General features: G+C 71.7%; 14 protein-coding genes, 1 tRNA gene and 1 rRNA gene. 12 read left to right on the top strand and 4 right to left on the bottom strand.

Going from position 1 to position 25,402, the window contains the following annotated elements:
• Positions 1-160: 160 nt before the first annotated feature.
• Together rrf and ABT122_RS01660 are read left to right on the top strand one after the other, a co-directional pair.
• Positions 161-277: ribosomal RNA gene (gene rrf, locus ABT122_RS01665) — 5S ribosomal RNA — on the top strand.
• Between the two features lie 49 nt (positions 278-326).
• Positions 327-399: transfer RNA gene (locus ABT122_RS01660), tRNA-Thr, on the top strand.
• 128 nt (positions 400-527) lie between these two features.
• On the opposite strand, the gene ABT122_RS01655 is transcribed toward ABT122_RS01660, so the two are convergent.
• Complete coding sequence (locus ABT122_RS01655; RefSeq protein ID WP_351543621.1) at positions 528-3,182, bottom strand: SpoIIE family protein phosphatase; 2,655 nt, start codon at positions 3,180-3,182, stop codon at positions 528-530.
• Positions 3,183-3,452: 270 nt separating this feature from the next.
• Here ABT122_RS01655 and ABT122_RS01650 point away from each other — a divergent pair, with 270 nt between their 5' ends.
• The 10 genes from ABT122_RS01650 (at position 3,453) to ABT122_RS01605 (ending at position 18,797) form a co-directional block, all read left to right on the top strand.
• Positions 3,453-8,906, top strand: coding sequence for a HAMP domain-containing protein (locus tag ABT122_RS01650; RefSeq protein WP_351543618.1), 5,454 nt, complete (start codon positions 3,453-3,455; stop codon positions 8,904-8,906).
• Between the two features lie 309 nt (positions 8,907-9,215).
• A complete protein-coding gene (locus ABT122_RS01645; RefSeq protein WP_351543615.1) occupies positions 9,216-9,914 on the top strand; it encodes a response regulator in 699 nt (232 codons plus the stop codon).
• Between the two features lie 169 nt (positions 9,915-10,083).
• A complete protein-coding gene (locus ABT122_RS01640; protein WP_351543612.1) occupies positions 10,084-12,876 on the top strand; it encodes an FtsK/SpoIIIE family DNA translocase in 2,793 nt (930 codons plus the stop codon).
• 209 nt (positions 12,877-13,085) lie between these two features.
• On the top strand, positions 13,086-13,907 hold the full coding sequence (locus tag ABT122_RS01635; protein ID WP_351543609.1) for a helix-turn-helix domain-containing protein: 822 nt from the start codon (positions 13,086-13,088) through the stop codon (positions 13,905-13,907).
• A gap of 107 nt (positions 13,908-14,014) precedes the next feature.
• The gene (rimO, locus tag ABT122_RS01630; protein ID WP_351543606.1) at positions 14,015-15,595 is read left to right on the top strand and encodes a 30S ribosomal protein S12 methylthiotransferase RimO; all 1,581 of its coding nucleotides are present in this window, start codon (positions 14,015-14,017) and stop codon (positions 15,593-15,595) included.
• A complete protein-coding gene (gene pgsA / locus ABT122_RS01625) occupies positions 15,592-16,257 on the top strand; it encodes a CDP-diacylglycerol--glycerol-3-phosphate 3-phosphatidyltransferase (RefSeq protein WP_351543603.1) in 666 nt (221 codons plus the stop codon). Before rimO ends, pgsA begins: the two co-directional genes overlap by 4 nt.
• Positions 16,254-16,763, top strand: coding sequence for a CinA family protein (locus tag ABT122_RS01620; protein WP_351543600.1), 510 nt, complete (start codon positions 16,254-16,256; stop codon positions 16,761-16,763). Before pgsA ends, ABT122_RS01620 begins: the two co-directional genes overlap by 4 nt.
• A gap of 109 nt (positions 16,764-16,872) precedes the next feature.
• Positions 16,873-17,256 carry a helix-turn-helix domain-containing protein gene (locus tag ABT122_RS01615; RefSeq protein ID WP_351543597.1) on the top strand — a complete coding sequence of 128 codons (384 nt, stop codon included), beginning with the start codon at positions 16,873-16,875 and terminating at the stop codon, positions 17,254-17,256.
• Between the two features lie 426 nt (positions 17,257-17,682).
• Positions 17,683-18,153, top strand: a complete 471-nt coding sequence (locus ABT122_RS01610; RefSeq protein ID WP_351543594.1) for a Dps family protein — start codon at positions 17,683-17,685, stop codon at positions 18,151-18,153.
• A gap of 359 nt (positions 18,154-18,512) precedes the next feature.
• Positions 18,513-18,797: a hypothetical protein gene (locus ABT122_RS01605; RefSeq protein WP_351543591.1), complete on the top strand. Its 285-nt coding sequence runs from the start codon at positions 18,513-18,515 to the stop codon at positions 18,795-18,797.
• On the opposite strand, the gene ABT122_RS01600 is transcribed toward ABT122_RS01605, so the two are convergent.
• The 3 genes from ABT122_RS01600 to ABT122_RS01590 form a co-directional block, all read right to left on the bottom strand.
• Positions 18,760-19,536, bottom strand: coding sequence for an SDR family NAD(P)-dependent oxidoreductase (locus ABT122_RS01600; RefSeq protein ID WP_351543588.1), 777 nt, complete (start codon positions 19,534-19,536; stop codon positions 18,760-18,762). The two genes, ABT122_RS01605 and ABT122_RS01600, sit on opposite strands and share 38 nt — an antisense overlap.
• Positions 19,537-19,568: 32 nt before the next feature.
• Complete coding sequence (locus ABT122_RS01595; protein ID WP_351543585.1) at positions 19,569-20,417, bottom strand: Fpg/Nei family DNA glycosylase; 849 nt, start codon at positions 20,415-20,417, stop codon at positions 19,569-19,571.
• 210 nt (positions 20,418-20,627) lie between these two features.
• On the bottom strand, positions 20,628-25,379 hold the full coding sequence (locus ABT122_RS01590; RefSeq protein ID WP_351543582.1) for an Lhr family ATP-dependent helicase: 4,752 nt from the start codon (positions 25,377-25,379) through the stop codon (positions 20,628-20,630).
• Between the last annotated feature and the right edge of the window lie 23 nt (positions 25,380-25,402).

Raw genomic sequence — 25,402 nt, 5'->3', positions numbered from 1 at the left:
GTTGATAGGCCGGATCTGGAAGCACCGTGAGGTGTGGAGGTGACCGGTACTAATAGGCCGAGGGCTTGTCCTCAGTTGCTCGCGTCCACTGTGTTGGTTCTGAAACCACGAACAACCCCTTTTTTTGGCCGGCGGGTTGTGTTTGTTTGTTTCATAGTGTTTCGGTGGTTATAGCGTTAGGGAAACGCCCGGTTACATTCCGAACCCGGAAGCTAAGCCTTTCAGCGCCGATGGTACTGCAGGGGGGACCCTGTGGGAGAGTAGGACGCCGCCGAACAATTTTTAGCCTCAGTCCCCTGGATCTTCACGATCCAGGGGCTGAGCACGCCCCAATAGCTCAGTCGGCAGAGCGTCTCCATGGTAAGGAGAAGGTCTACGGTTCGATTCCGTATTGGGGCTCTGAAGAAAGATGAAGAAGGCCCTCGCCACTGGCGGGGGCTTTTCTGCGTTCCCCGGCGTCCCTCCCGGCACAGGAGATCCGAAGGAAAGAGGGCCGTCGCTCGATGAGCGACGGCCCTCTTCTTCTCTCAGGACTTCTCGGGCTCCGGGATACGCATGGCGAGGATGGCCATGTCGTCGGAGGCCGGCTCCGCCGCGAAGCGTTCCACCGCGCGCAGGACACGGGTGGCGACCGCGCCCGCGGTGAGGCCCGTGCAGCCGGTGAGGACCTCCGTCAGGCCCTCGTCACCCAGCATGCGGGTGCCCTCGCGGCGCTCGGTGACCCCGTCGGTGACACAGAGCAGGACATCGCCCGGGTCCAGGGTCACCATCTGCTCGTACAGCTCCAGGTCGTCCATGACGCCGAGGAGCGGCTGCGGCTCGGCGGCCGGCTCCACCGTGCCGTCCTGGCGGAGGCGGAGCGGGAGCGGATGGCCGGCGCAGACGATCTTGAGAAGGGCGCTGCCGTCCTCCTGGGGGCGCAGTTCGCCGTAGAGGAGGGTGAGAAAGCGGCTGCGGGCGCCCTCGTCGAGGATGGCGGCGTTGAGGCGTTCGAGCACGGCCGGGCCGCCGAAGCCCTCGCGGGCCAGCAGACGCAGGGCGTGGCGGGCCAGGCCGGTGACGGCCGCGGCCTCGGGGCCCGTACCGCAGACGTCGCCGATGGCGAAGCCGTACACGCCCTCGCGGATGGGGAAGAGGTCGTAGAAGTCGCCGCCCACCTCGTTGCCCTCGCCGGCGGCGCGGTAGATGACCTCGACCTCGACGCCGGGGATGGTGGGCTGTTCCGGGGGGAGCAGGCTGCGCTGGAGGGACTGGCTGATGGCCACGCGTTCCGAGTACAGCCGGGCGTTGTCCAGGGCGAGGGCGGCCCGGCGGGAGAGGTCCTCGGCTAGCTCCAGGATCTCCTGGCGGAAGTGGTCGTCCGAGGGCTTGCCGAGGGTCAGCATGCCGATGACGCGGTTCCGCGCCACCAGGGGCAGGACGACGGTCTCGCCGCCGACGGCCGCGGCCGTGGCACGGGTGGTGCCGATGCCGGAGGAGACGGGGGAGGCCGAGCCGAGGCCCAGTTCCCGCTTGGCGGTGAGCAGGGCGGCCTGCTGGCCGGCCCGGGCGGGTGCGTTCCAGACGCGGGCGCCGGGGGTCGGCACCGGGTCCGGCGGGGCGATCTTGGAGAGCAGGGCCTTGAGACCGTCGATGCGCTCCTCGTCCTCGTGGAGCACATAGCTGAGATAGGGGTCGGATGCCTGGTCGGCGATGGTGTAGACGGCACACCAGGTGGCCAGGGTCGGGACCGTCATCTGGGCCATGAGGGCCAGTGTCTGGTCGCGGTCGAGCGTTCCGGCCAGCAGGTCGGACGCCTCGACGAGGAAGGAGAGGGAGCCCCGGCGGAGCCGTTCCAGCTCTCCGAGGCGGGCGGACTCGACGGCGAGTGCGATGCGGTCGGCGGCGAACTGGAGGCGCAGGGCCTCCTCGTTGGAGTACCGGCCGGCCGACTCGGCGGCGACGCCCAGGGAGCCGGTGAGCCGGCCCTCGACCTTGAGCGGGACGGTGACGACCGAGCGCATGCCGGTGGAGTTGAGCAGCGGGACCGCGCCGGGGACGGCGGTCAGGTCCTCGTGGACGGCGGGCATCCGGGCGGAGCCGTACCGTCCGGTGCCGGCCTCGACGGGGACGCGGGCGAACCGCTGGCGGGCCGAGGGAAGCCCGGTGGTGGCCCGCACCTCCAGCTCGGTCTCGTCGTCGGTGGCCAGCAGCAGGAACGCGGCGTCGCCGTCGAGCATGTCGCGGGCGCGTTCCACGGTGCGCTGGAGCAGTCCGTCGAGGTCGTCGGGGGCGGGGGAGCCGATGAAGACCTCGAACGGGTCCGTGGTGCTGTTCTCGCTGCCGGAGTCGGTGACCGGGACGCGCTGCGGGGTCTGGAGGACGGCGCGCTCGTCGTCGCGGACGAGCAGACAGACGGTGGAGGGGTCGCCGTGGGAGTCGCGTACCCGCAGATGGGACGCGTACACGGGGATGACACGGCCGTCGATGCCCCGGATGCCGTAGCTGCCTTCCCAGCGGGAGAGCTGGAGGGCCTCGGCGATCCCGGTGCCGATGCCGGGGGTGTGCGGCCAGGCGGCGAAGTCGCCGAGGGGTTTGCCGATGACCTGTTCGGCCGCGTACCCGAAGAGGTGTTCCGCGTCCGCGTTCCAGACGGCGATGGCGCCGGTCGCGTCGATCTGGGCGACGGCGACGCGGACGCGTTCGTCGGCGACGGGCAGCAGGGCGGTGGGGAGGGCCGGGCCCGCGGAGCGGGTGCCCACGGGGCGCTGGGGGAGGTCGAGCTGGAACCACACCTGTTTGTGGGTGGGGGTGTACTCGACGCCCCAGCGGGAGGCGAGGGCGGAGCAGAGCAGCAGCCCGCGGCCGTTCTCGCTGTCCAGGGCGGCGAAGCTCTGGCCGGCGGCCTGGAGGGGGACCTCGCGTTCGGGATAGCGGTCGCCCACCTCGACACGGACGCTGTCGGCCGCGCGCAGACAGAGCACATCGGCGGAGGTCCCGGCGTGGATCACAGCGTTGGTGACCAGTTCGCTGGTGAGGACCACCGCGTCGTCGACGACTTCGCTGTACCCCCACCCCTGGAGGGTGTCGCGGACAAAGGCACGGGCCGTCGCGACGGACCGTCCGACGGGGTCGAAGCTGGCAGCCGCCCGGGCGGTGATCACAGAACTCCTCGTACGTGTTTCGACGCCCGGCTCCGCCATGATCGGCCTGCCCCTCCCGGTGCCCGGTGGTGGTTCCCGTGCCCGCGCCGACCCGGCCGGGCGGACCGGGCGGTTGGACAGCCGGATGCCAGGTTACTTACCTTCGCTGTCCGAGCGGATGCCGGTCACCGCTGTTTCCGCCCTGGGAGGGGTGGGGACTGTTATGCGAAGCTGCCGAACTGTTATGGCCTGGTTCCGCATGGGTGAAACACTGGGCAGGCTGCCCGATACAGCTCGGGCAGTACGGTCAACCCCTGCGGGAGGGACACGGTGGAGTCTGGCACGGCGGCGCGTGGCACAAGCACGCGTACGAAAGGCGGACGATCCCGGAGCAATGGGACAACTGAGGTCGACACGGCAGCCCTGAACAGGCTCCTGGCCGGCCTTGTCTCCCTGCGCGACGGGAATTTTCGCAGGCGCCTGACCGTGTCGGGCGACGATGTGATGGCCGAGATCGCGGCCGTCTACAACGAGGTCGCCGACCGGAATCTGCATCTCACGGGTGAGCTGGCACGGGTGCGCAGAGTCGTGGGGCGTGAGGGGAAACTCACGGAACGGCTGGAGACGGGGGCCTGCGAGGGCTCCTGGGCCGCGGCGATCGACGCCTCCAACGGGCTGGTGGACGATCTCTCCCGGCCGGTCTCCGAGGTGGGCCGGGTGCTCTCCGCGGTCGCGGAGGGCGATCTGCAGCAGCGGATGGAGCTGCGCTCGCACGGGGACGACGGCTCGGTGCGCCCGTTGCGCGGTGAGTTCCTGAAGGTCGCGCGGACCGTGAACAGCCTGGTGGACCAGTTGTCGGTCTTCACCGACGAGGTGACCCGGGTGGCCCTGGAGGTCGGCACCGAGGGCAAGCTCGGCGGCCAGGCGCAGATCCGGGGGGTGTCCGGCTCCTGGAAGGGCCTCACCGACTCGGTCAACCAGATGGCCTTCCGGCTGACCTCCCAGGTGCGGGACATCGCGCTGGTGACCACGGCCGTCGCGCAGGGCGATCTCTCCCAGAAGGTCACCGTTCATGTGAACGGCGAGATGCTGGAGCTGAAGAACACCGTCAACACCATGGTGGACCAGCTCCAGTCCCTGGGCTCCGAGGTCACCCGGGTCGCCCGTGAGGTGGGCACTGAGGGGGAGCTGGGCGGTCAGGCCGAGGTCCCGGGCGTGGCCGGTGTGTGGAAGGACCTGACCGACTCGGTCAACACCATGGCGGGGAACCTCACCTCGCAGGTGCGGGGGATCGCCGAGGTGACGACGGCGGTCGCCAACGGCGATCTGTCGCAGAAGGTCACGGTGAGCGCGCGCGGCGAGGTCGCCCAGCTCGCCGAGACGATCAACCAGATGACCGAGACGCTCCGCACCTTCGCGGACGAGGTCACCCGGGTGGCGAGCGAGGTCGGTGCCGAGGGGCTGCTCGGCGGCCAGGCCCAGGTGCCCGGCGCGGCCGGGACCTGGAAGGATCTCACCGACTCGGTCAACACCGTCTTCCGCAATCTGACCACGCAGGTCCGCGATATCGCCCAGGTGACGACGGCGGTGGCCAACGGCGATCTGTCGCAGAAGGTCACGGTCGACGTGGCGGGCGAGATGCTGGAGCTGAAGAACACCGTCAATACGATGGTCGACCAGCTCCAGTCGTTCGGTTCCGAGGTCACGCGGGTGGCCCGTGAGGTCGGTGTCGAGGGCCGGCTCGGCGGCCAGGCGCACGTGCCCGGCGCCGCGAACACGTGGAAGGACCTCACCGACTCGGTGAACACGGCCTTCCGCAACCTCACGGGTCAGGTCCGGGACATCGCCCAGGTGACGACGGCGGTCGCCAACGGCGATCTGTCGCAGAAGGTCACGGTCAATGTCGCCGGCGAGATGCTGGAGCTGAAGAACACCGTCAACACGATGGTGGCGCAGCTGTCGTCCTTCGCGGACCAGGTCACCGGGATGGCCCGGGACGTGGGAACCGAGGGCCGGCTCGGTGGTCAGGCGCGGGTCGAGGGCGTCAGCGGCACCTGGAAGGAGCTGACCGACTCGGTCAACTTCATGGCCGGGAACCTCACCTCCCAGGTGCGCCAGATCGCCCAGGTGACGACGGCGGTGGCGCGCGGCGATCTCTCCCAGAAGATCGACGTCGACGCGCGCGGTGAGATCCTCGAACTGAAGAACACCATCAACACGATGGTCGACCAGCTCTCCGCCTTCGCCGAGCAGGTCACCAGGGTGGCCCGTGAGGTCGGTACGGACGGCAGGCTCGGCGGTCAGGCCCAGGTGCCGGGCGTCGCGGGTGTGTGGCGCGATCTCACGGACTCCGTCAACGGGATGGCGGGCAACCTCACCTCGCAGGTGCGCAATATCGCGCAGGTCGCCACGGCGGTGGCGCGCGGTGACCTCTCCCAGAAGATCGAGGTGGACGCGCGCGGTGAGATCCAGGAGCTGAAGAACACCCTCAACACCATGGTCGATCAGCTCTCCAACTTCGCGGAGCAGGTCACCAGGGTCGCGCGCGAGGTGGGCACCGAGGGCATCCTCGGCGGCCAGGCGGAGGTCCAGGGCGTCTCGGGCACCTGGAAGGACCTCACCCAGTCCGTCAACTTCATGGCGAACAACCTCACGTCCCAGGTGCGCAACATCGCCGAGGTGACCACCGCGGTCGCCAAGGGGGACCTCTCGAAGAAGATCACCGTCGATGCCAAGGGCGAGATCCTCGAACTGGTCACGACCGTGAACACCATGGTGGACCAGCTCTCGGACTTCGCGGACGAGGTGACCCGGGTCGCCCGCGAGGTGGGGACGGAAGGCGTACTGGGCGGTCAGGCGCGGGTGCGCGGTGTCACCGGCATCTGGAAGGACCTCAGCGACAACGTCAATCTGATGGCCAACAACCTGACCAGCCAGGTCCGCAACATCGCCCGGGTCTCGGCGGCGGTCGCGGGCGGCGATCTGACCAAGAAGGTGACCGTCGAGGCGCGCGGCGAGGTCGCGGAGCTGGCGGACACGGTCAACACCATGGTGACGACGCTCTCCTCGTTCGCGGACGAGGTGACCCGGGTGGCCCGCGAGGTCGGCACCGACGGCAGGCTCGGCGGCCAGGCCCATGTGCCGGGTGTCTCCGGTACGTGGAAGGACCTCACCGAGTCCGTGAACTCGATGGCGTCCAATCTGACCGGTCAGGTGCGGCAGATCGCCACGGTCACCACCGCCATCGCCCAGGGCGATCTCACCCGGAAGATCGATATCGACGCCCGGGGCGAGATCCTGGAGCTGAAGACGACCATCAACACGATGGTCGACCAGCTGTCGTCGTTCGCCGGGGAGGTCACCCGGGTCGCCCGTGAAGTGGGCACGGACGGACAGCTCGGCGGTCAGGCGCGGGTGCGCGACGTCGACGGCACCTGGCGCGACCTCACCGAGTCGGTGAATGAGATGGCCGGGAATCTGACCCGCCAGGTGCGCGCGATCGCCGCCGTCGCCACGGCGGTGACCAGGGGCGATCTCAATCTGAAGATCGATGTGGACGCGGCCGGAGAGATCCAGGTCCTCCAGGACAACATCAACACCATGATCGCCAACCTCCGTGACACCACCCTCGCCAATGAGGAGCAGGACTGGCTGAAGGGCAATCTGGCCCGGATCTCCGGTCTGATGCAGGGGCGGCGCGACCTGGACGACGTCGCCTCGCTGATCATGAGCGAGCTGACGCCCGTCGTCTCGGCCCAGCACGGGGCGTTCTTCCTGGCGATGCAGACGGGCGGCCAGGATGTCGTCGGCAGCTCGGGGGACTCCTCGTACGAGCTGGTCATGCGGGCCAGCTACGGCTACTCCGCCGGTCTGATGCCGACCTCGTTCCGGCCCGGTGAGACCCTGATCGGGACGGCGGCCGAGGAGAAGCGGACCATCCAGGTCAATGTGCCGCCGGGGTATCTGAAGATCTCGTCCGGGCTGGGGGAGGCGTCCCCGGCGTATGTGATCGTGCTGCCGGTGCTCTTCGAGGGGAAGGTGCTCGGAGTGATCGAGCTGGCGTCGTTCCAGCCGTTCACCCAGATCCAGCGGGACTTCCTCAACCAGATCGCCGAGATGATCGCGACGAGCGTCAACACCATCAGCGTCAACACCAAGACCGAGGTGCTGCTCAAGCAGTCGCAGGAGCTGACCGAGCAGCTGCGGGAGCGCTCCGCCGAGCTGGAGAACCGGCAGAAGGCACTCCAGTCGTCCAATGCCGAACTGGAGGAGAAGGCGGAGCTGCTGGCTCAGCAGAATCGTGACATCGAGGTCAAGAACACCGAGATCGAGGAGGCCCGGCAGGTTCTGGAGGAGCGGGCCGAGCAGCTGGCCGTGTCGATGCGGTACAAGAGCGAGTTCCTGGCGAACATGTCGCACGAGCTGCGCACCCCGCTGAACTCGCTGCTGATCCTCGCCAAGCTGCTCGCCGACAACGCGGAGGGCAATCTCTCCCCGAAGCAGGTGGAGTTCGCGGAGACCATCCACGGAGCGGGTTCGGATCTGCTCCAGCTCATCAACGACATCCTCGATCTGTCGAAGGTCGAGGCGGGCAAGATGGATGTCAGTCCGACGCGGATCGCGCTGGTCCAGCTCGTCGACTATGTGGAGGCGACGTTCCGGCCGCTGACGGCGGAGAAGGGGCTCGACTTCTCCGTGCGGGTCTCGCCGGAGCTGCCCGCGACGCTGCACACCGATGAGCAGCGGCTGTTGCAGGTGCTGCGCAATCTGCTGTCGAACGCGGTGAAGTTCACCGACTCCGGCGCGGTGGAGCTGGTCATCCGCCCGGCCAACGCGGATGTGCCCCAGTCGATCCGGGAGCAGTTGCTGGAGGTCGGTTCGCTGCGGGACGCGGACGCCGATCTGATCGCCTTCTCGGTGACGGACACCGGGATCGGGATCGCCGCGGGCAAGATGCGGGTGATCTTCGAGGCGTTCAAGCAGGCGGACGGCACCACCAGCCGCAAGTACGGCGGCACCGGGCTCGGGCTCTCCATCAGCCGGGAGATCGCCCGGCTGCTCGGCGGCGAGATCCACGCGGCGAGCGAGCCGGGCCGGGGCTCCACCTTCACGCTCTATCTGCCGCTGCACCCGAGCGAGCTGCCGCCCAACGGGCATGGCACGGGCCCCGATCCGCAGAGCGCGGAGACCGGTGTCGCGCAGCCGGAGCACCAGGTGCTGATGGAGCCGCACTCGGGGTCGGCCACCCTCTTCCGCCGGCGGCGGAAGGCGATCGGCGCCACGGAGGAGCGGACCGCGCTGCCCGCCGCCGGTGCTCCGGCTCCCTCCGCCGGTGGCCAGGGCCGGCCCGGTGCGGCCGCCCACCAGCCCGCGCCGGAGCCACCGGAGCCGCGGCGCACCTTCCACTTCGACAACGAGAAGGTGCTGATCGTCGACGACGACATCCGCAATGTCTTCGCGCTCACCAGTGTGCTGGAGCAGAACGGGCTGACGGTGCTGTACGCGGAGAACGGCCGGGAGGGCATCGAAGTGCTGGAGCAGCACGACGATCTGACGGTGGTTCTGATGGACATCATGATGCCGGAGATGGACGGGTACGCGACCACGACCGCCATCCGGCGGATGCCGCAGTTCGCCGGGCTGCCGATCATCGCACTCACCGCGAAGGCGATGAAGGGCGACCGGGAGAAGGCGATCGAGTCGGGGGCGTCGGACTATGTCACCAAGCCCGTCGACCCCGATCATCTGCTCTCCGTGATGGAGCAGTGGATGCGTCGGCGGTGAGCGGAGGGCCCCCGGACCGCCCCGCCCGGCGGGGTGCCCGGGGGGCCCGTACCGGCTCCGTGCTGACCGACCGTGGCCGACGGCGGCGCGGAACGGTGCCGTACACGGGAACCTTCCGCTCTTTCTTTACGTTTCCGCTACGTGCGCGGTGACATCCTGGTGACAGGGTGTGGCGACGGGCAGGGTGGGGCTACCATGACCGGCACAACATTGGGCGACGCAAGCAAGTCGCCCCCTGGGGCCGCGCAGGGCGCGTTCTCCGGCTCCTGGAGCCGGGGAGACCCCAGGCCGGGGCGAGGAGGACGGGGCATGGTGCAGAAGGCCAAGATCCTCCTGGTCGATGACCGGCCGGAGAATCTGCTGGCGCTGGAGGCCATTCTCTCCGCGCTCGATCAGACACTGGTGCGGGCATCGTCAGGGGAGGAAGCGCTCAAGGCGCTGCTGACGGACGACTTCGCGGTCATCCTGCTGGATGTGCAGATGCCCGGCATGGACGGATTCGAGACCGCGGCGCACATCAAGCGCCGGGAGCGGACCCGCGACATCCCGATTATTTTTCTCACCGCGATCAACCACGGCCCGCACCACACCTTCCGTGGTTACGCGGCGGGCGCGGTGGACTACATCTCCAAGCCGTTCGATCCATGGGTGCTGCGGGCGAAGGTCTCGGTCTTCGTCGAGCTGTACATGAAGAACTGCCAACTGCGTGAGCAGGCGGCGCTGCTGCGGCTCCAGCTCGACAGCGGTGGCGGTGTCCAGCCGAGTGCGGTCGGGGTGGGGAGCGCCGGCCGGGAGTCGGTGGGGCTGCTCGCCGAGCTGTCGGCGCGGCTCGCGGCGGTCGAGGAGCAGGCGGAAGCGCTGTCCAAACAGTTGGACGACGAATCGTCGGACGGCGCCGCCGTCGCCACCGCGGCCCATCTCGAACGGAAGCTCACCGGTCTCCGCCGGGCGCTGGACGCCCTGGAGCCGGGCACCGGCTCACTCCCCGCCCCGCCCTCGCAGAACTGACCCGCGCGGCGGGGCCGGAGCGCGGAGCCGGGGGCGTCGGGCCCGTGGGTCGTGGGCGCTCTCTCCCGGCTGAGAGGGCGTCACCCCGTCGGCAGCGAGTCGGCGACACGAACGGGTGAAGGTGTGGGCACACGTGTCCACCGCCCCCGGCACCGGTAACCTCACCACCATGGCCTCACGTACGTCCGGCAAGGGTTCTCAGGACACGGCGGGCACCGCCAAACCGCGCGCCGGCCGTACCAGCGCCGCCGCCGCCGCTGCGAGCGCCGCGAAGAAATCCGCGCGGAGCCCCGTCAAGGGTCCCGCCCCCAGGAAGAGCGCGCCCGCGAAGAAGGCCGTGGCCAAGCGGCCGCCCGCGAAGAAGACGGCCGCCCGGAAACCGCCGCCGAAGCCGGCGCCCTCGCCCACCGGGGGCCTCTACCGGCTCGTGCGCGCCTGCTGGCTCGGGGTCGCCCATGCCGTGGGCGCCGTGTTCCGCGGCATAGGGCGGGGCGCGAAAGGGCTCGACCCGGCCCACCGCAAGGACGGTCTGGCGCTGCTTCTCCTCGGTATCGCGCTGATCGTCGCCGCCGGTACCTGGTCCAATCTGCGCGGACCGGTCGGCGATCTGGTCGAGCTGCTGGTGACCACGGCGTTCGGCAGGCTCGATCTGCTGGTGCCGATACTGCTGGGTGTCATCGCCGTCCGGCTGATCCTCCACCCCGAGAAGCCCGACGCCAACGGCCGGATCGTGATCGGTCTCTCCGCGCTGGTCATCGGGGTGCTCGGGCAGGTGCACATCGCCTGCGGCGCGCCCGAGCGCGCGGACACCGAGGCGATCCAGGACGCGGGCGGGCTGATCGGCTGGGGCGCCGGCACGCCACTGATCTTCCTGGTGGGCACGATCCTCGCCGTTCCGCTGCTGGTGCTGGTCACCGTCTTCGGGCTGCTGGTGGTCACCGCCACGCCCGTCGCCGCCATCCCGCAGCGGCTGCGCCTCCTCGGCTCCCGGCTGGGGCTGGTGGCGCCCGTGGAGCACGGCGTTCCCGGGGACCCGGAGGACGACCGGCGGTACGAGGAGCAGTGGCGCGAGGCGGTCCCCGGGCGGAGGCGGCGCGGTCCGGCGCAGCCCGGCGGGGACCCGGAGGACCAGGACCCGGCCGGCTCCGACGAGCCCCCGCGCCGCCGCCGGCCCCGCAAGGGCTCCGGCGACCGCTCGCCGGACGCCGTGGACGTGGCGGCGGCAGCCGCCGCCGCGCTCGACGGGGCGGTGTACAACGGGCTGCCGCCCTCGCCGCTGGTCGCCGATCTGACCCGGGACGTGACGGCGGACCGGGACCGCGCCCCGTCGCCGGTGCCGCCCGCGCGCGGGCCGGCGGCCCGCCGCCCCGGCGAGGGCTCCGGACCGGACCGTACCGCCGGGGGCTCCGTACCCGATCTGACCAAGCCGGCGCCGGAGCGTTCGCCCGAGCTGCCGGCCCGGGCCGAGCAGCTCCAGCTCTCCGGGGACATCACCTACGCGCTGCCCTCGCTGGATCTGCTGGAGCGCGGCGGGCCCGGCAAGACCCGCAGCGCCGCCAATGACGCGATCGTCGCCTCGCTCACCAATGTCTTCATGGAGTTCAAGGTCGACGCCGCCGTCACCGGTTTCACCCGGGGCCCGACCGTCACCCGGTACGAGGTGGAGCTGGGCCCGGCGGTGAAGGTCGAGCGGATCACCGCGCTGACCAAGAACATCGCGTACGCCGTCGCCAGTCCCGACGTACGGATCATCTCGCCGATCCCGGGGAAGTCGGCCGTCGGCATCGAGATCCCCAACACCGACCGCGAGATGGTCAACCTCGGCGATGTGCTCCGGCTCGCGGACGCCGCCGAGGACGACCACCCGATGCTGGTCGCGCTGGGCAAGGACGTCGAGGGCGGTTATGTGATGGCCAACCTCGCCAAGATGCCGCACATCCTGGTCGCCGGAGCCACCGGCTCCGGAAAGTCGTCCTGTATCAACTGTTTGATCACTTCGGTGATGATAAGGGCGACCCCGGAGGATGTCCGGATGGTGCTGGTCGACCCCAAGCGGGTCGAGCTGACCGCGTACGAGGGCATCCCGCACCTGATCACCCCGATCATCACCAACCCCAAGCGGGCCGCCGAGGCGCTCCAGTGGGTCGTCCGCGAGATGGATCTGCGCTACGACGACCTCGCCGCCTACGGCTACCGGCACATCGACGACTTCAACCAGGCCGTCCGCGCCGGCAAGGTCAAACCGCCCGAGGGCAGCGGGCGCGAGCTCCAGCCCTATCCGTATCTGCTGGTCATCGTGGACGAGCTGGCGGATCTGATGATGGTGGCCCCGCGCGACGTCGAGGACGCCATCGTCCGGATCACCCAGCTGGCGCGCGCCGCCGGCATCCATCTGGTACTGGCGACCCAGCGGCCGTCCGTCGATGTCGTCACCGGTCTGATCAAGGCGAATGTGCCGTCCAGGCTCGCGTTCGCCACCTCCTCGCTCGCCGACAGCCGGGTCATCCTCGACCAGCCGGGCGCGGAGAAGCTGATCGGCAAGGGCGATGGGCTCTTCCTGCCGATGGGCGCCAACAAGCCCACCCGGATGCAGGGCGCCTTCGTCACCGAGGACGAGGTCGCGGTGGTCGTCCAGCACTGCAAGGATCAGATGGCGCCCGTCTTCCGGGACGACGTGGTGGTCGGCTCCCGGCAGAAGAAGGAGATCGACGAGGAGATCGGCGACGATCTCGACCTCCTCTGCCAGGCCGCCGAACTCGTCGTGTCGACGCAGTTCGGGTCCACCTCCATGCTCCAGCGGAAGCTGCGGGTGGGCTTCGCCAAGGCCGGACGGCTGATGGACCTCATGGAGTCGCGGAACGTCGTCGGCCCGAGCGAGGGGTCCAAGGCACGTGACGTTCTGGTGAAACCTGAGGAGCTGGAGGGAGTGCTCGCCGTGATCCGGGGGGAGCCTCACCCGTAAGGGTTCGGCTCGGCGGGGGATTGGCGGGCAACCGTTTCCCCCGGTCGTACGTCAAGTTGGAGAGAAGGGGCGGAGAACCGTCCCGGAGCCACCGGGGGCACCGGCCCTTCCGATGGCGTACAAACACCGGTCGCCCGGTTGCCCCAACCTTTCGTACCAGCCATACACTGAACCTCCAGCAGGTGGTTACACGCTCGAAAGGCGCCCTCGTGTCCATCGGCAACTCCCCCGAAGACGACCGGCCTTCCTTCGAGGACGACCGGCCCTCCATCGGACGTGTCCTTCACGAGGCCCGTATCGCCGCAGGTCTGACCCTTGACGAGGTCAGTGCCGCCACCAGGGTGCGGGTCCCGATCATCCAGGCCATCGAGCAGGACGACTTCGGCCGCAGCGGCGGCGATGTGTACGCGCGCGGGCACATCCGAATGATCGCCCAGGCGGTCCGGCTCGCTCCCGGCCCGCTCGTCGCGCAGTACGACTCCGAGCACGGCGGGCGGCCCGCGCCGACCCCCGCCGCGCCGCTCTTCGAGGCCGAGCGGATCAGGCCCGAGCCGCGGCGCCCCAACTGGACCGCGGCCATGGTCGCCGCCATCGTCGCCGTGGTCGGCTTCGTCGGTTTCACCCTCTTCGGCGGTGGCGGCGACGAGCCGGGCCGCGGCGGCCAGGTCGCCGAGGGCCCGGCGCCCGGGAAGTCCTCAGCGGCGCCGAGCACCAAGCCCGCCGACCCCAAGCCCGACCCCTCCGACAGCGCCATCGCCGCCGTGCCCAAGGACAAGGTCACGGTCAAGCTCACCGTCGTCGACGACAAGAGCTGGATCTCCGCCAGGTCCCACAACGGCAAGCTGATCTTCGACGGAACGCTCGCCCGCGGCGACTCCAAGACCTTCCAGGACGACGAGCGGATCGATCTCATTCTCGGCAACGCCGGCGCGATCGAGCTGTATGTCAACGGCAAGAAGATCGAGGACGAGTTCAGGCCGGGCCAGGTCGAGCGCCTGTCGTACACCGAGGGCGACCCCCAGGTCGGCTGAGCACGCGCCCGCGGCGCCCCCTCCCGTACCGGCCGGTACGCTCCGTCCGGCCGCTCGGGGCGCCCTCGCGGCAGGGGCGTGGGCCAGGACAAAGTAGTCTTGAGCCCATGCCCGAACGCCGTACCGTCGCCCTTGTCACTCTTGGCTGCGCCCGTAACGAGGTGGACTCGGAGGAGCTCGCAGGCCGCTTGGCAGCGGACGGCTGGGAGCTTGTCGAGGAAGCCTCCGACGCGGATGTCGCCGTCGTCAACACCTGCGGCTTCGTGGAGGCCGCCAAGAAGGACTCCGTCGACGCCCTTCTCGAAGCCAACGATCTCAAGGACCACGGCAGAACCCAGGCCGTGGTCGCCGTCGGCTGTATGGCCGAGCGGTACGGCAAGGAGCTGGCCGAGGCGCTCCCCGAAGCCGATGGAGTCCTCGGCTTCGACGACTACGCCGATATCTCCGACCGCCTCCAGACCATCCTCAGCGGCGGTGTCCACGCCTCGCACACCCCCCGCGACCGGCGCAAACTGCTGCCGCTGAGCCCCGCCGACCGCCAGGGCGCCAGCGGGGTGGCCCTGCCGGGCCACGGAGCCCCCGCGGCCCCGCCCGAGACCCCCGCCGTGCCCGACCTGCCGGAGGGTGTCGCTCCGGTCTCCGGGCCGCGCGCCCCGCTGCGCCGACGGCTCGGCACCTCCCCGGTGGCCTCGGTCAAGCTCGCCTCCGGCTGCGACCGGCGCTGCTCCTTCTGCGCCATCCCCTCCTTCCGGGGCTCCTTCATCTCGCGGCGGCCCAGCGATGTGCTCGGCGAGACCCGCTGGCTGGCCGAGCAGGGCGTCAAGGAGGTCATGCTCGTCTCCGAGAACAACACCTCCTACGGCAAGGACCTCGGCGACATCCGCCTCCTGGAGACCCTGCTGCCCGAACTGGCGGCGGTCGACGGCATCGAGCGGGTGCGTGTCAGCTACCTCCAGCCCGCCGAGATGCGCCCCGGCCTGATCGACGTCCTGACCTCGACCCCGGGCATCGCGCCCTACTTCGATCTCTCCTTCCAGCACTCCGCGCCCGCCGTGCTGCGCTCCATGCGCCGCTTCGGCGACACGGACCGGTTCCTCGAACTGCTGGAGACCATCCGCTCCAAGGCCCCGCAGGCCGGTGTGCGCTCCAACTTCATCGTCGGCTTCCCCGGCGAGAGCGAGAGCGACTTCGCCGAGCTGGAGCGCTTCCTGACGCACGCCCGGCTCGACGCCATCGGGGTCTTCGGCTACTCCGACGAGGACGGCACGGAAGCCGCCACGTACGAGCACAAGCTCGACGACGAGGTCATCGGCGAGCGGCTCGCGCATCTCTCGCGGCTCGCGGAGGAACTCACCGCGCAGCGCGCCGAGGAGCGGCTCGGCGAGAGCCTGGAGGTTCTCGTCGAATCGGTGGACGGCGAGGACGGCGCCGTGGGGCGCGCCGCGCACCAGGCACCCGAGACGGACGGCCAGATCGTGTTCACCACGGGCGAGGGCCTGGTCCCGGGCCGTATGGTCATGGCGAAGGCGGTCGGCACCGAGGGTGTCGACCTGGTGGCCGAGTACCTCGGGGACCTCCCGGCGTCCGGTCACGGCGCCCCGGACGACGACGCCCGGGACGGGCACCGGACCCCGGGCGATGCGGCCCTGGCCGGAGGGCGGATTCCGGGCGAGGAGGCGGGCAGATGACCGGAGTGCCGGCATCCGCGGGGGGCGGCACCGGCAGGCCCGCGCCCGGCGGCAAGCTGGGCGCTGCGGCCGTCAATCAGGCCAGCCTGTGGAACATCGCCAACATCCTCACCATGCTGCGGCTGGTGCTGGTGCCCGGGTTCGTCCTGCTGATGCTCCAGGACGGCGGATACGACCCGGCGTGGCGGGCCTGGGCCTGGGCGGCGTTCGCCGTCGCCATGATCACCGACATCTTCGACGGACATCTGGCCCGCACCTACAACCTGGTCACCGACTTCGGCAAGATCGCCGACCCGATCGCCGACAAGGCGATCATGGCCGCCGGCCTGATCTGTCTCTCCTCGCTCGGCGATCTGCCCTGGTGGGTGACCGGGCTGATCCTCTTCCGCGAGCTGGGGATCACGCTCATGCGCTTCTGGGTGATCCGTCATGGTGTGATTCCGGCCAGCCGGGGCGGCAAGCTGAAGACCCTCGCGCAGGGCACGGCGGTCGGGATGTACGTCCTGGCGCTGACCGGGCCGCTCGCCACGCTCCGCTTCTGGGTGATGGCCCTCGCCGTCGTGCTGACGGTCCTCACCGGCCTCGACTATGTGCGCCAGGCGATCCTGCTGCGGCGCAGAGGGCTCGCCAAGGAGCGCGGCACGGCCGGGGGCGCGCTGTGACGACGGCGGCCCGCGTTCTCGCGGTGCTCGCGGAGCGTGGCGAGAGCCTCGCCGTGGCGGAGTCGCTCACGGGCGGTCTGGTGGCCGCCGAGCTGACCGGGGTGCCCGGTGCGTCCCGCTCCTTCCGCGGGTCCGTCACCGCCTACGCGACTGACGTCAAGCGCGAGGTGCTGGGCGTCGACGGGACCCTCCTGGCGGAGCGCGGGCCCGTCGATGCGGCGGTCGCGCTCCAGATGGCGGCCGGTGTGCGCACCGTGCTGCGGGCCGGCTGGGGCATCGCCACCACCGGCGTCGCGGGCCCCGGACCCCAGGACGGACAGCCCGCCGGGACCGTTCTGGTGGCCGTCGCGGGACCGGACGGAATACGGAAAGTCGCCCCGCTGCGGTTGAACGGCACCCGGGCGGAAATTCGTAGAGAGAGTGTACGGAGCGTGCTCGGGCTGCTGCTGGACGAACTCCAGGGGACGGCGGGGGCACAGGATACGGAACAGAACGGGGGGAATTGATGTTTGCAGCCCTGAGTGAACACGACATCGCTCCCCGCACGGCCGCTGCACGAGGCGGTACGGTGGGGCGTGAAGGATGCGGCTACGCGGTCCGAGGAGGGAGCCACCGATGATTCTGCTCCGTCGCCTGCTGGGTGACGTGCTGCGTCGGCAGCGCCAGCGCCAGGGCCGTACTCTGCGCGAAGTCTCCTCGTCCGCCCGAGTTTCGCTCGGCTATCTCTCCGAGGTGGAGCGGGGGCAGAAGGAGGCTTCCTCCGAGCTGCTCTCCGCGATCTGCGACGCGCTTGACGTACGGATGTCCGAGCTCATGCGCGAGGTGAGCGACGAACTGTCGCTGGCCGAACTGGCCGCCTCGGCGGCGGCCAGCGAGCCGGTGCCCGCGCCGGTGCGCTCGATGCTGAATTCCGTCTCTGTGACGTCGGTGGCGGGTGTACCGACGGAGCGGGTGACGATCAAGGCGCCGGCGGAGGCCGTCGACGTCGTCGCTGCCTGACGCCCACGGCCCCGCGCCGTGGCACGAGAGGCGCCGGAGCGGTACGGACCACGGTCCCGCGGCCCCGTCGCCCCCATGGTTTGGTGCCGGCCCTGGCCCCGGCTGCCGCCCCCTGGACGGGGTGGTGGACCGGGGCTTCTGCTTGTGGTGGGTGAGGCGGCGGCGGGGCGGCCGACGGGTGGCCGCGGGGCGACGGGCTCTCGGGGCGGCGGCTGGGGCGGGTGGGGACAGTCGGGGCGGCTGGGCGGCGTGGGCGGTCGAGGCGGGATTTTTCGGTATCGGTGGGGACTTTTGCGCACCGCGTGCGCGGGTAGGCGCTGAGCGAAGCCGGTCCGGGCGGGGTGGGATCACACCACCCCTCCCGAGTGTCCGGTTCGAGGGCCTATGTCATGGTGGAAAACACCGACTACCGAGTGGAGGGCATGCATGTCTGTCGTCAAGAGCCCGTTGTCCGATGCCGACCTCAAGACCGTCGGTGAGGCGCTGCGCGGGGCCCTGGTGGATCTGGTGGACCTCTCGCTCGTCGCCAAGCAGGTCCACTGGAATGTCGTCGGCCCGCGCTTCCGGTCCGTGCACCTCCAGCTCGACGAGGTGGTGGACACCGCCCGGCTGCACTCCGACACCGTCGCCGAGCGCTGTTCCGCGATCGGGGTCTCCCCGGACGGCCGATCCGCGACCGTGGCGTCGCAGAGCGCGATCGGTACGGTCCCGGAGGGCTGGATCAAGGACGGTGACGCGGTCCAGGTGCTCGTGCGCGCGCTGGACGCCGTGATCGTACGGATGCGTGAGCGCGTCTCGGCCACCGGCGATCCGGACCCGGTGAGCCAGGACATCCTGATCGGCCTCACCGCCGACCTGGAGAAGCACGCGTGGATGTTCCAGGCGGAGAGTGCCTAGGGAGTTTCTTTCGGATCGGGCCGGATCGGTGAGCGGGGTCCGGTGCCGTGGATCGCGAGGCGGAGGAGGGAGCCCACGCGGAGCGTCGGCGACCGACGGCAGCGCGGCGAGGCGCGGTACCGGGGTTCGCGAGCCCCGGCAGCATCCGAAAGAGACGACCTGGGTCTCCGGGCGCGGCGCGGGTGCCGGCTCGTCCCGTCGGGGCGGCTCCGGCGGTGGCCCGCGCCGCCGCCGGGCCCCGGCCCGCGCCCGGGCGCGCGAGGGCGACGGCGGGCGCGGTGGGGTGCGCCGGTGCTGCACCCGGTGCGCCCTCCCCGGAGTGATCGCCCCGGTCTAGCGTGGTCCGGAGGGAGGCATCCATGGCGCGTCGCGAGGTCACCCTCGGGCTCATCGCCCTGGCTCTGGCGGCGGTCGCCGCCGGTGGGCTCTGGTGGTGGGCCGTGCTGCGGCTGGTTCTCGTTCCCGAGCGGTCCGGGCTGGTCGAGGGCGCGGTGGCGGCCGGCGGCTGGGGACTCAGCCTGCTGCCGGTGCATGTGACGGCCCACCGGGCCCGCGGAGGTGTCCGCCGGGCCGTGGCGGAGGCCCGGGGCGCGGTGGAGGCCTCCGTCACCAGGGCATCGTCGCGCCGCCGTTCGGACGGATGATCTGGCCCGTGGTGAAGGCGGACGCGTCCGACACCAGATGCAGTACCGCGTGGGCGACCTCCCCGGCCTCGCCGACCCGGCCCAGCGGGGAGATCCGGGCCATCGCCGCCTCGGTCCGCCGCCGGCGGGCCGCGTCGTGGCGGTCGGTCATGGGGGTGCGAATCCAGCCGGGGGCGACCGCGTTCACCCGGATGGAGTGCGGGCCCAGCTCCGTCGCCAGTGTCCGGGTCAACTGGATCACCGCGGCCTTCGCCGCGCTGTAGCAGACCAGACCGGCCTGTGCGGCGTCCACCGCCCCCGATGCCATGGTGACGATCGCGCCGGGGGTGCCGGTGGAGACCATCGCGCGGGCCGCTTCCCGGCAGGCGTGGAAGACCCCTTTGAAGTTCACCGCGAGAACGCGGTCCAGATCCTCCTCCCTGGTCTCCAGGACCGTGCTGGTGTGCGTGACCCCGGCGACGGCGGCGAGGATGTCGAGCCGCCGCTCCCGGGCCACCACGCGGTCGACCGCGTCCTTCACGGCGGTGCGGTCGGTGACATCGAGCGGATGGGTGTACGCCGCGCCTCCGGCGCGGATGATCAGCGCGCGGGTCTCCCCGAGGCCCTCGCGGTCCAGGTCGGCGCAGTGGACCCGGGCCCCCGCCTCGGCGAGCAGCAGTGCGCAGGCCCGGCCGATCCCGCTCGCCGCACCGGTGACGAACGCGCTCCTGCCGCTGAGGTCGTACGCCGTGAGGGGCATGCCGGGACGGTACGGTCGGATCTGACGGTGCGTCAAGAAGTCGGCCCGGACTGGCAGCCGGGGCACCAGTACGTGACGCGCTCGTCGTCGTTCCCGCCCCGGGCCCGGGCCGGATGGGCGCCCGGGGTCCCGTCGCTCCCCGGGGACCTGCGGACGGGTGTGCCGCAGCGCGGGCAGGGCTGCCCCGCCCGCCCGTAGACATGGAGCCGGGAGCGGGCCGCCGCCCGCGAACCGGGGGCCGTGGTCCGGCGCTCGAAGGTGTGCTTATTGGCCTCCAGCAGCCGGTGGGCCGTGGCCATGAGCCGCTCGGGCACCCCCTCGGGCAGCTCGCCGACCGGGAGCCAGGGCGTCACCCCGGCGAGGAACGCCAGCTCGGACTTGTACACATTGCCGATTCCGGCGAGATTGCGCTGGTCGAGCAGGGCCTCGCCGAGAGGGCGGGACGGATCGGCGAGCAGATGGGCCCGGGCCAGGTCCGCGTCCCAGTCCGGACCCAGCAGATCCGGGCCCAGATGGCCGACCACCCGCTGTTCGTCCTCGGTGCGCAGCAGTTCCAGCACGGGGAGGCGGTAGCCCACGGCCGTCCGCGAGGCGTTTCCGAGGACCGCCCTGATCTGGTGCGCGGGGCCGCCCTGCCAGCGCTCACCCGCCGCGAAGATCCGCCATGACCCGTCCATCCGCAGATGCGAGTGGAGGGTGAAGCCGCCCTCGACCCGGGTCAGCAAGTGCTTTCCGCGCGCCACGGTCTCCACCACGGTCCGCCCGGTGAGATCGGAGGTGGCGAACGCGGGCACCCGCAGATCGAACCGGGTGAGCGGCTCCCCGGCGAGTGCGGTGTGCAGTCGCCGCGCGGTCTGCCAGACGGTGTCTCCTTCGGGCACGGAACCCATGATGCGCGAGACACGGGGCGGGCGCCCGCCCGCGGTGGTGGTGTCCGGGTGGGGGGCGCACCGGCGGTGGTGCGCCGGCGGGGCCGGGCCAGCGCTGCTTGGGCCGGGGGCCGGCCGGGGCGGGGCCGCCGGGGCAGCGCTTGCTTGGGCCGGAGGCCGGAGGCCGGACGCCGGGAGCCGGGGAGGGGGCGGGGCTCAGGCTCAGGGGCGTATGCGCAGCCCCCTGGGGGTGGCGTGGAAGCCCGCTGTCTCCAGGGCCCGGGCCAGCGGCGAGGTCAGCGCCGGGGTGCCATTGGCCCGCTCCACGGTGACCGTCCCGACGGTGCCCGCGCGGGCCGCGCCCGCCAGGGCCTCGGCTGCGGCGTGGAGAGCCGGGTCATCGGGGTCCTGTGCCCAGGCGAGGAGGGTCTTGCCGCCGCGCTCCATGTACAGCGTCAGCGCGCCGTCGACCAGCACGACCAGGGAGCCCGCCTTCCGGCCCGGTTTGTGGGACGCGCCGTCCGGGGGCTCGGGCCAGGGGAGGGCCGCGCCATAGGCGTTGGCGGGGTCGGCCGCGGCCAGCACCACCGCGTGCGGAGCCGTGTGCTCCCCGGCGCGCTCGCGCGCGGTGGCGGCGGCGCGCAGCCGGTCCACCGCGCCGTCCATCGCGAACTGGGCCGCGCCGAGCCCCTCCACCACATAGCCCCGGCGGGCCTGCCCGCTGTCCTCGAAGGCCGACAGGATGCGGTAGACCGCGGAGAAACCGCCCTCCACCCCCTCCGCGGCCACCGCTCCCCGGGTCACCACTCCGTGCCGGTCCAGCAGGCTCCGCGCGAGGGCGTGGGCGCGGTGCGTGGGATCGGGCTCGGCGGCCGGCAGCAGGGACCACCGGCCGCTGACCGTCGGCGGGCCGTTGCGGGACGCGGTGCGGGCCACCGCGGCCGGAACGCCGTATCTGCCCCGGGGGACGGTCCGCCGGGCCCGGTGGGCGGTGGACCCGGCGGTCCGGCCCGAACCCAGCAGGGAGCGCAGCGGGGCGAGGGTGTCATTGGTGAGCCGGCCCGACCAGGCCAGCTCCCAGACGGCGTCGGCGAGTTGCGGATCGGTGGCGTCCGGGTGCGTGGTGGCCCGCACCTGGTCCGCGATCTGGCGGAAGAACAGTCCGTACCCGGGGGCCAGCGCGGTGAGCACCGACTCGTGGAGGGCCGTCGGCTCCAGCGGGTGCGGTGGGGCGAGCAGCAGCGGCGCCGAGTCGGCGAGATGGAGCGAGACCCAGCCGTCCTTGCCGGGCAGCGAGCCCGCGCCGGCCCACACCACCTCGCCGGTCGTGGTCAGTTCGTCCAGCAGGGCGGGCGAGTAGCCCTGGACCCGGGAGGGCAGGATCAGCTTCTCCAGCGCGGAGGCGGGGACGGCGGCCCCCTGGAGCTGCTCGACCGCCCGGGCCAGCCCGTCGATTCCGCGCAGGCTGTTGTCGCCGAGATGCTGCCACCGGGGGAGGAAGGCGGCCAGCGCGGCGGGCGGCACGGGCTCCAGCTCATGGCGCAGAGCCGCCAGCGAGCGTCTCCGCAGCCTCCGCAGCACGGTCGCGTCGCACCACTCCTGGCCGATGCCCGAGGGATGGAACTCGCCCTGCACGACCCGCCCGCCGGCGGCCAGCCGCTGGAGGGCGCCGTCCGTGACGGCGGCCCCGAGGCCGAAGCGGGCCGCGGCCGCGGTGGAGGTGAAGGGGCCGTGGGTGCGGGCGAAGCGGGCGAGCAGATCCCCCAGGGGGTCCTTGACCGGCTCGGTGAAAGCCTCCGGGACCCCGACCGGGAGGGCGGTGCCGAGCGCGTCCCGCAGCCGGCCCGCGTCCTCGACGGCCGCCCAGTGGTCCACCGCCGCGATCCGCACCCGGATGGCCCGCCGGGCTTCCGCCAGGTGCTCGGCCCACCGAGGATCGGCGCCGCGCTCCGCCAGCTCGGCGGCGGTCAGCGGGCCGAGGACCCGCAGCAGATCGGCGACGCCCTCCGCGTCCTTCACCTTTCTGTCGTCGGTGAGCCACTGGAGCTCGCGCTCCAGTTCGGTGAGCACCTCCGCGTCCAGCAGTTCGCGCAGCTCGGCCTGGCCGAGCAGCTCCGCCAGGAGCCGGGAGTCCAGTGAGAGGGCGGCGGCCCGGCGCTCGGCGAGCGGCGAGTCCCCCTCGTACAGGAACTGGGCGACATAGCCGAAGAGCAGCGAGCGCGCGAACGGGGAGGGCTCGGCCGTGGTCACCTCCACCATGCGCACCCGGCGGGACTCGATGTCGCCCATGAGTTCGGTGAGGCCGGGGACGTCGAAGACGTCCTGGAGGCACTCGCGCACCGCCTCCAGGACGATCGGGAAGGACCCGAACTCGCTCGCGACCTGGAGCAGCTGCGCCGCCCGCTGGCGCTGCTGCCACAGCGGGGTGCGCCTGCCCGGGGAGCGGCGGGGCAGCAGCAGCGCCCGGGCCGCGCACTCGCGGAACCGGGAGGCGAAGAGCGCCGAGCCGCCCACCTGATCGGTGACGATCCGCTCGATCTCGCCCCGGTCGAAGACGGCGTCCCCGGCGCCCACCGGGGCCTGCTCGCTGTCGAACGCGGTATCCGCGTGGCCGGCCCGGGCGGGGTCCTGGTCCAGCAGGTCCAAGCCCATCAGGTCGGCGTCGGGCAGCCGCAGCACGATTCCGTCGTCGGCGTGCATGACCTGCGCGTCCATGCCGTAGCGCTCGGCGAGCCGGGCACCGAGCGCCAGCGCCCACGGCGCGTGCACCTGGGCGCCGAACGGGGAGTGGATCACCACCCGCCAGTCGCCCAGCTCGTCCCGGAACCGCTCCACCAGAATCGTCCGGTCATCGGGGACATGACCGCAGGACTCGCGCTGCTCGGCGAGGTACGCCAGTACATTGCCGGCGGCCCACGCGTCCAGCCCGGCGGCCAGCAGACGCAGCCGGGCGTCCTCCTCGGACAGCGAGCCGACCTCGCGCAGGAACGCGCCCACCGCCCGCCCCAGCTCCAGTGGCCGCCCCAGCTGGTCGCCCTTCCAGAAGGGCAGCCGGCCCGGCACTCCGGGCGCGGGGGAGACCAGGACCCGGTCGCGGGTGATGTCCTCGATCCGCCAGGAGGTGGTGCCCAGGGTGAAGACATCGCCCACCCGGGACTCGTACACCATCTCCTCGTCCAGCTCCCCGACCCTGCCGCCGCCCTTCTTCGGGTCCGCGCCGGCGAGGAAGACCCCGAAGAGGCCCCGGTCCGGGATGGTGCCGCCGGAGGTGACGGCGAGCCGCTGGGCTCCCGGCCTGCCGGTGACGGTGCCGGCGATCCGGTCCCACACCACGCGCGGGCGCAGTTCGGCGAAGGCGTCGGAGGGATAGCGCCCGGCGAGCATGTCCAGCACGGCGGTGAACGCCGAATCGGGCAGCGCGGCGAACGGGGCCGCCCGGCGGGTCAGCGCCAGCAGGTCGTCGGCCTGCCAGGTGTCCAGGGCGACCATCGCCACCAGTTGCTGCGCCAGTACGTCCAGGGGGTTGGAGGGAATCCGCAGCGCCTCGATGGACCCCGTGCGCATCCGCTCGGTGACCACGGCCGCCTGCACCAGATCGCCCCGGTACTTGGGGAAGACGACACCCGTGGAGACCGCCCCGACCTGGTGCCCCGCCCGGCCCACCCGCTGGAGGCCGGAGGCGACGGAAGGAGGCGACTCGACCTGGACCACCAGATCGACCGCGCCCATGTCGATACCCAGCTCCAGGCTGGAGGTGGCCACCACGGCGGGCAGCCGGCCGGCTTTGAGGTCCTCCTCCACCAGGGCGCGCTGCTCCTTGGAGACCGAGCCGTGGTGCGCGCGGGCGAGCAGCGGCGGCGCGCCCTGCGCCGCCCCGGACTGGGCCATGATCTCGGCCGGGGTCCCCGCGCCGGGCGCGCCCGGGCCGGAACCGGAGGGGTCGAAGGGGGTGCCGGTGGCCCGTTCGTAGGCGATCTCGTTGAGGCGGTTGCACAGCCGCTCCGCCAGCCGGCGGGAGTTGGCGAAGACGATGGTCGAGCGGTGGGACTGGACGAGATCGGCGATCCGCTCCTCCACATGCGGCCAGATCGACGGCCGGTCGCCGTCCCCGGAGGAGCCCGGCGGCCCTCCCGGACCCGGCGGGCCCAGGGCGCCGGGGGAGCCTGACGACGCCGGGGACCCCGAGGACGCCGGGGACGCCGACGACGCCGAGGACGCCGGGGAGCCGCCCAGCTCTCCCAGGTCCTCGACCGGGACGACCACCGACAGATCGAACTCCTTCCCCGACGGCGGCTGGACGATCTCCACCCTCCGCTGCGGGGAGAGATAGCGGGCGACCTCGTCCACCGGGCGCACCGTCGCCGAGAGGCCGATCCGGCGGGCCGGGCGCGGCAGCAGCTCGTCCAGCCGCTCCAGGGAGAGGGCCAGATGCGCGCCCCGCTTGGTCCCGGCGACCGCGTGCACCTCGTCGAGGATCACCGTCTCGATGCCCGCCAGGGCGTCCCGTGCGGAGGAGGTGAGCATCAGGAACAGCGACTCGGGCGTGGTGATCAGAATGTCCGGCGGCCGGGTGGCCAGGGACCGGCGCTCGGCGGGCGGGGTGTCGCCGGAGCGGATGCCGACCCGGACCTCGGGCTCCGGCAGCCCCAGCCGGACCGCTTCCTGCCGGATGCCGGTCAGCGGGGAGCGGAGATTGCGCTCCACATCGACGGCCAGGGCCTTCAGCGGGGAGACGTACAGGACCCGGCAGCGCATCTTGGCGTCCGCCGGCGGGGGAGCGGTCGCGAGGCGGTCCAGCGCGGCGAGAAAGGCGGCCAGGGTCTTCCCGGACCCCGTCGGAGCCACCACCAGGACATCCGACCCCTCCCCGATCGCCCGCCAGGCCCCCTCCTGCGCCGCCGTGGGCGCGTGGAAGGCTCCGGTGAACCAGCCGCGGGTCGCGGCGGAGAAGGAGTCGAGCGCAGTCCGGGTCATGTCCCCCATCGTGCACCGCCCCA

It is taken from the genome of Streptomyces sp. NPDC001985, assembly GCF_040296845.1.
Taxonomy (GTDB): Bacteria; Actinomycetota; Actinomycetes; order Streptomycetales; family Streptomycetaceae; genus Streptomyces.
This window is presented reverse-complemented; position numbering and strand designations above follow the sequence as displayed.

Excerpts from the sequence above, each read along its gene's own strand:
- ABT122_RS01605 (WP_351543591.1), top strand. The coding sequence starts at position 18,513 with ATGGCGCGTCGCGAGGTCACCCTCGGGCTCATCGCCCTGGCTCTGGCG.
- ABT122_RS01615 (WP_351543597.1), top strand. The coding sequence starts at position 16,873 with ATGATTCTGCTCCGTCGCCTGCTGGGTGACGTGCTGCGTCGGCAGCGC.
- ABT122_RS01640 (WP_351543612.1), top strand. The coding sequence starts at position 10,084 with ATGGCCTCACGTACGTCCGGCAAGGGTTCTCAGGACACGGCGGGCACC.
- pgsA (WP_351543603.1), top strand. The coding sequence starts at position 15,592 with ATGACCGGAGTGCCGGCATCCGCGGGGGGCGGCACCGGCAGGCCCGCG.
- rimO (WP_351543606.1), top strand. The coding sequence starts at position 14,015 with ATGCCCGAACGCCGTACCGTCGCCCTTGTCACTCTTGGCTGCGCCCGT.
- ABT122_RS01655 (WP_351543621.1), bottom strand. The coding sequence starts at position 3,182 with ATGGCGGAGCCGGGCGTCGAAACACGTACGAGGAGTTCTGTGATCACC.
- ABT122_RS01645 (WP_351543615.1), top strand. The coding sequence starts at position 9,216 with ATGGTGCAGAAGGCCAAGATCCTCCTGGTCGATGACCGGCCGGAGAAT.
- ABT122_RS01600 (WP_351543588.1), bottom strand. The coding sequence starts at position 19,536 with ATGCCCCTCACGGCGTACGACCTCAGCGGCAGGAGCGCGTTCGTCACC.
- ABT122_RS01610 (WP_351543594.1), top strand. The coding sequence starts at position 17,683 with ATGTCTGTCGTCAAGAGCCCGTTGTCCGATGCCGACCTCAAGACCGTC.
- ABT122_RS01590 (WP_351543582.1), bottom strand. The coding sequence starts at position 25,379 with ATGACCCGGACTGCGCTCGACTCCTTCTCCGCCGCGACCCGCGGCTGG.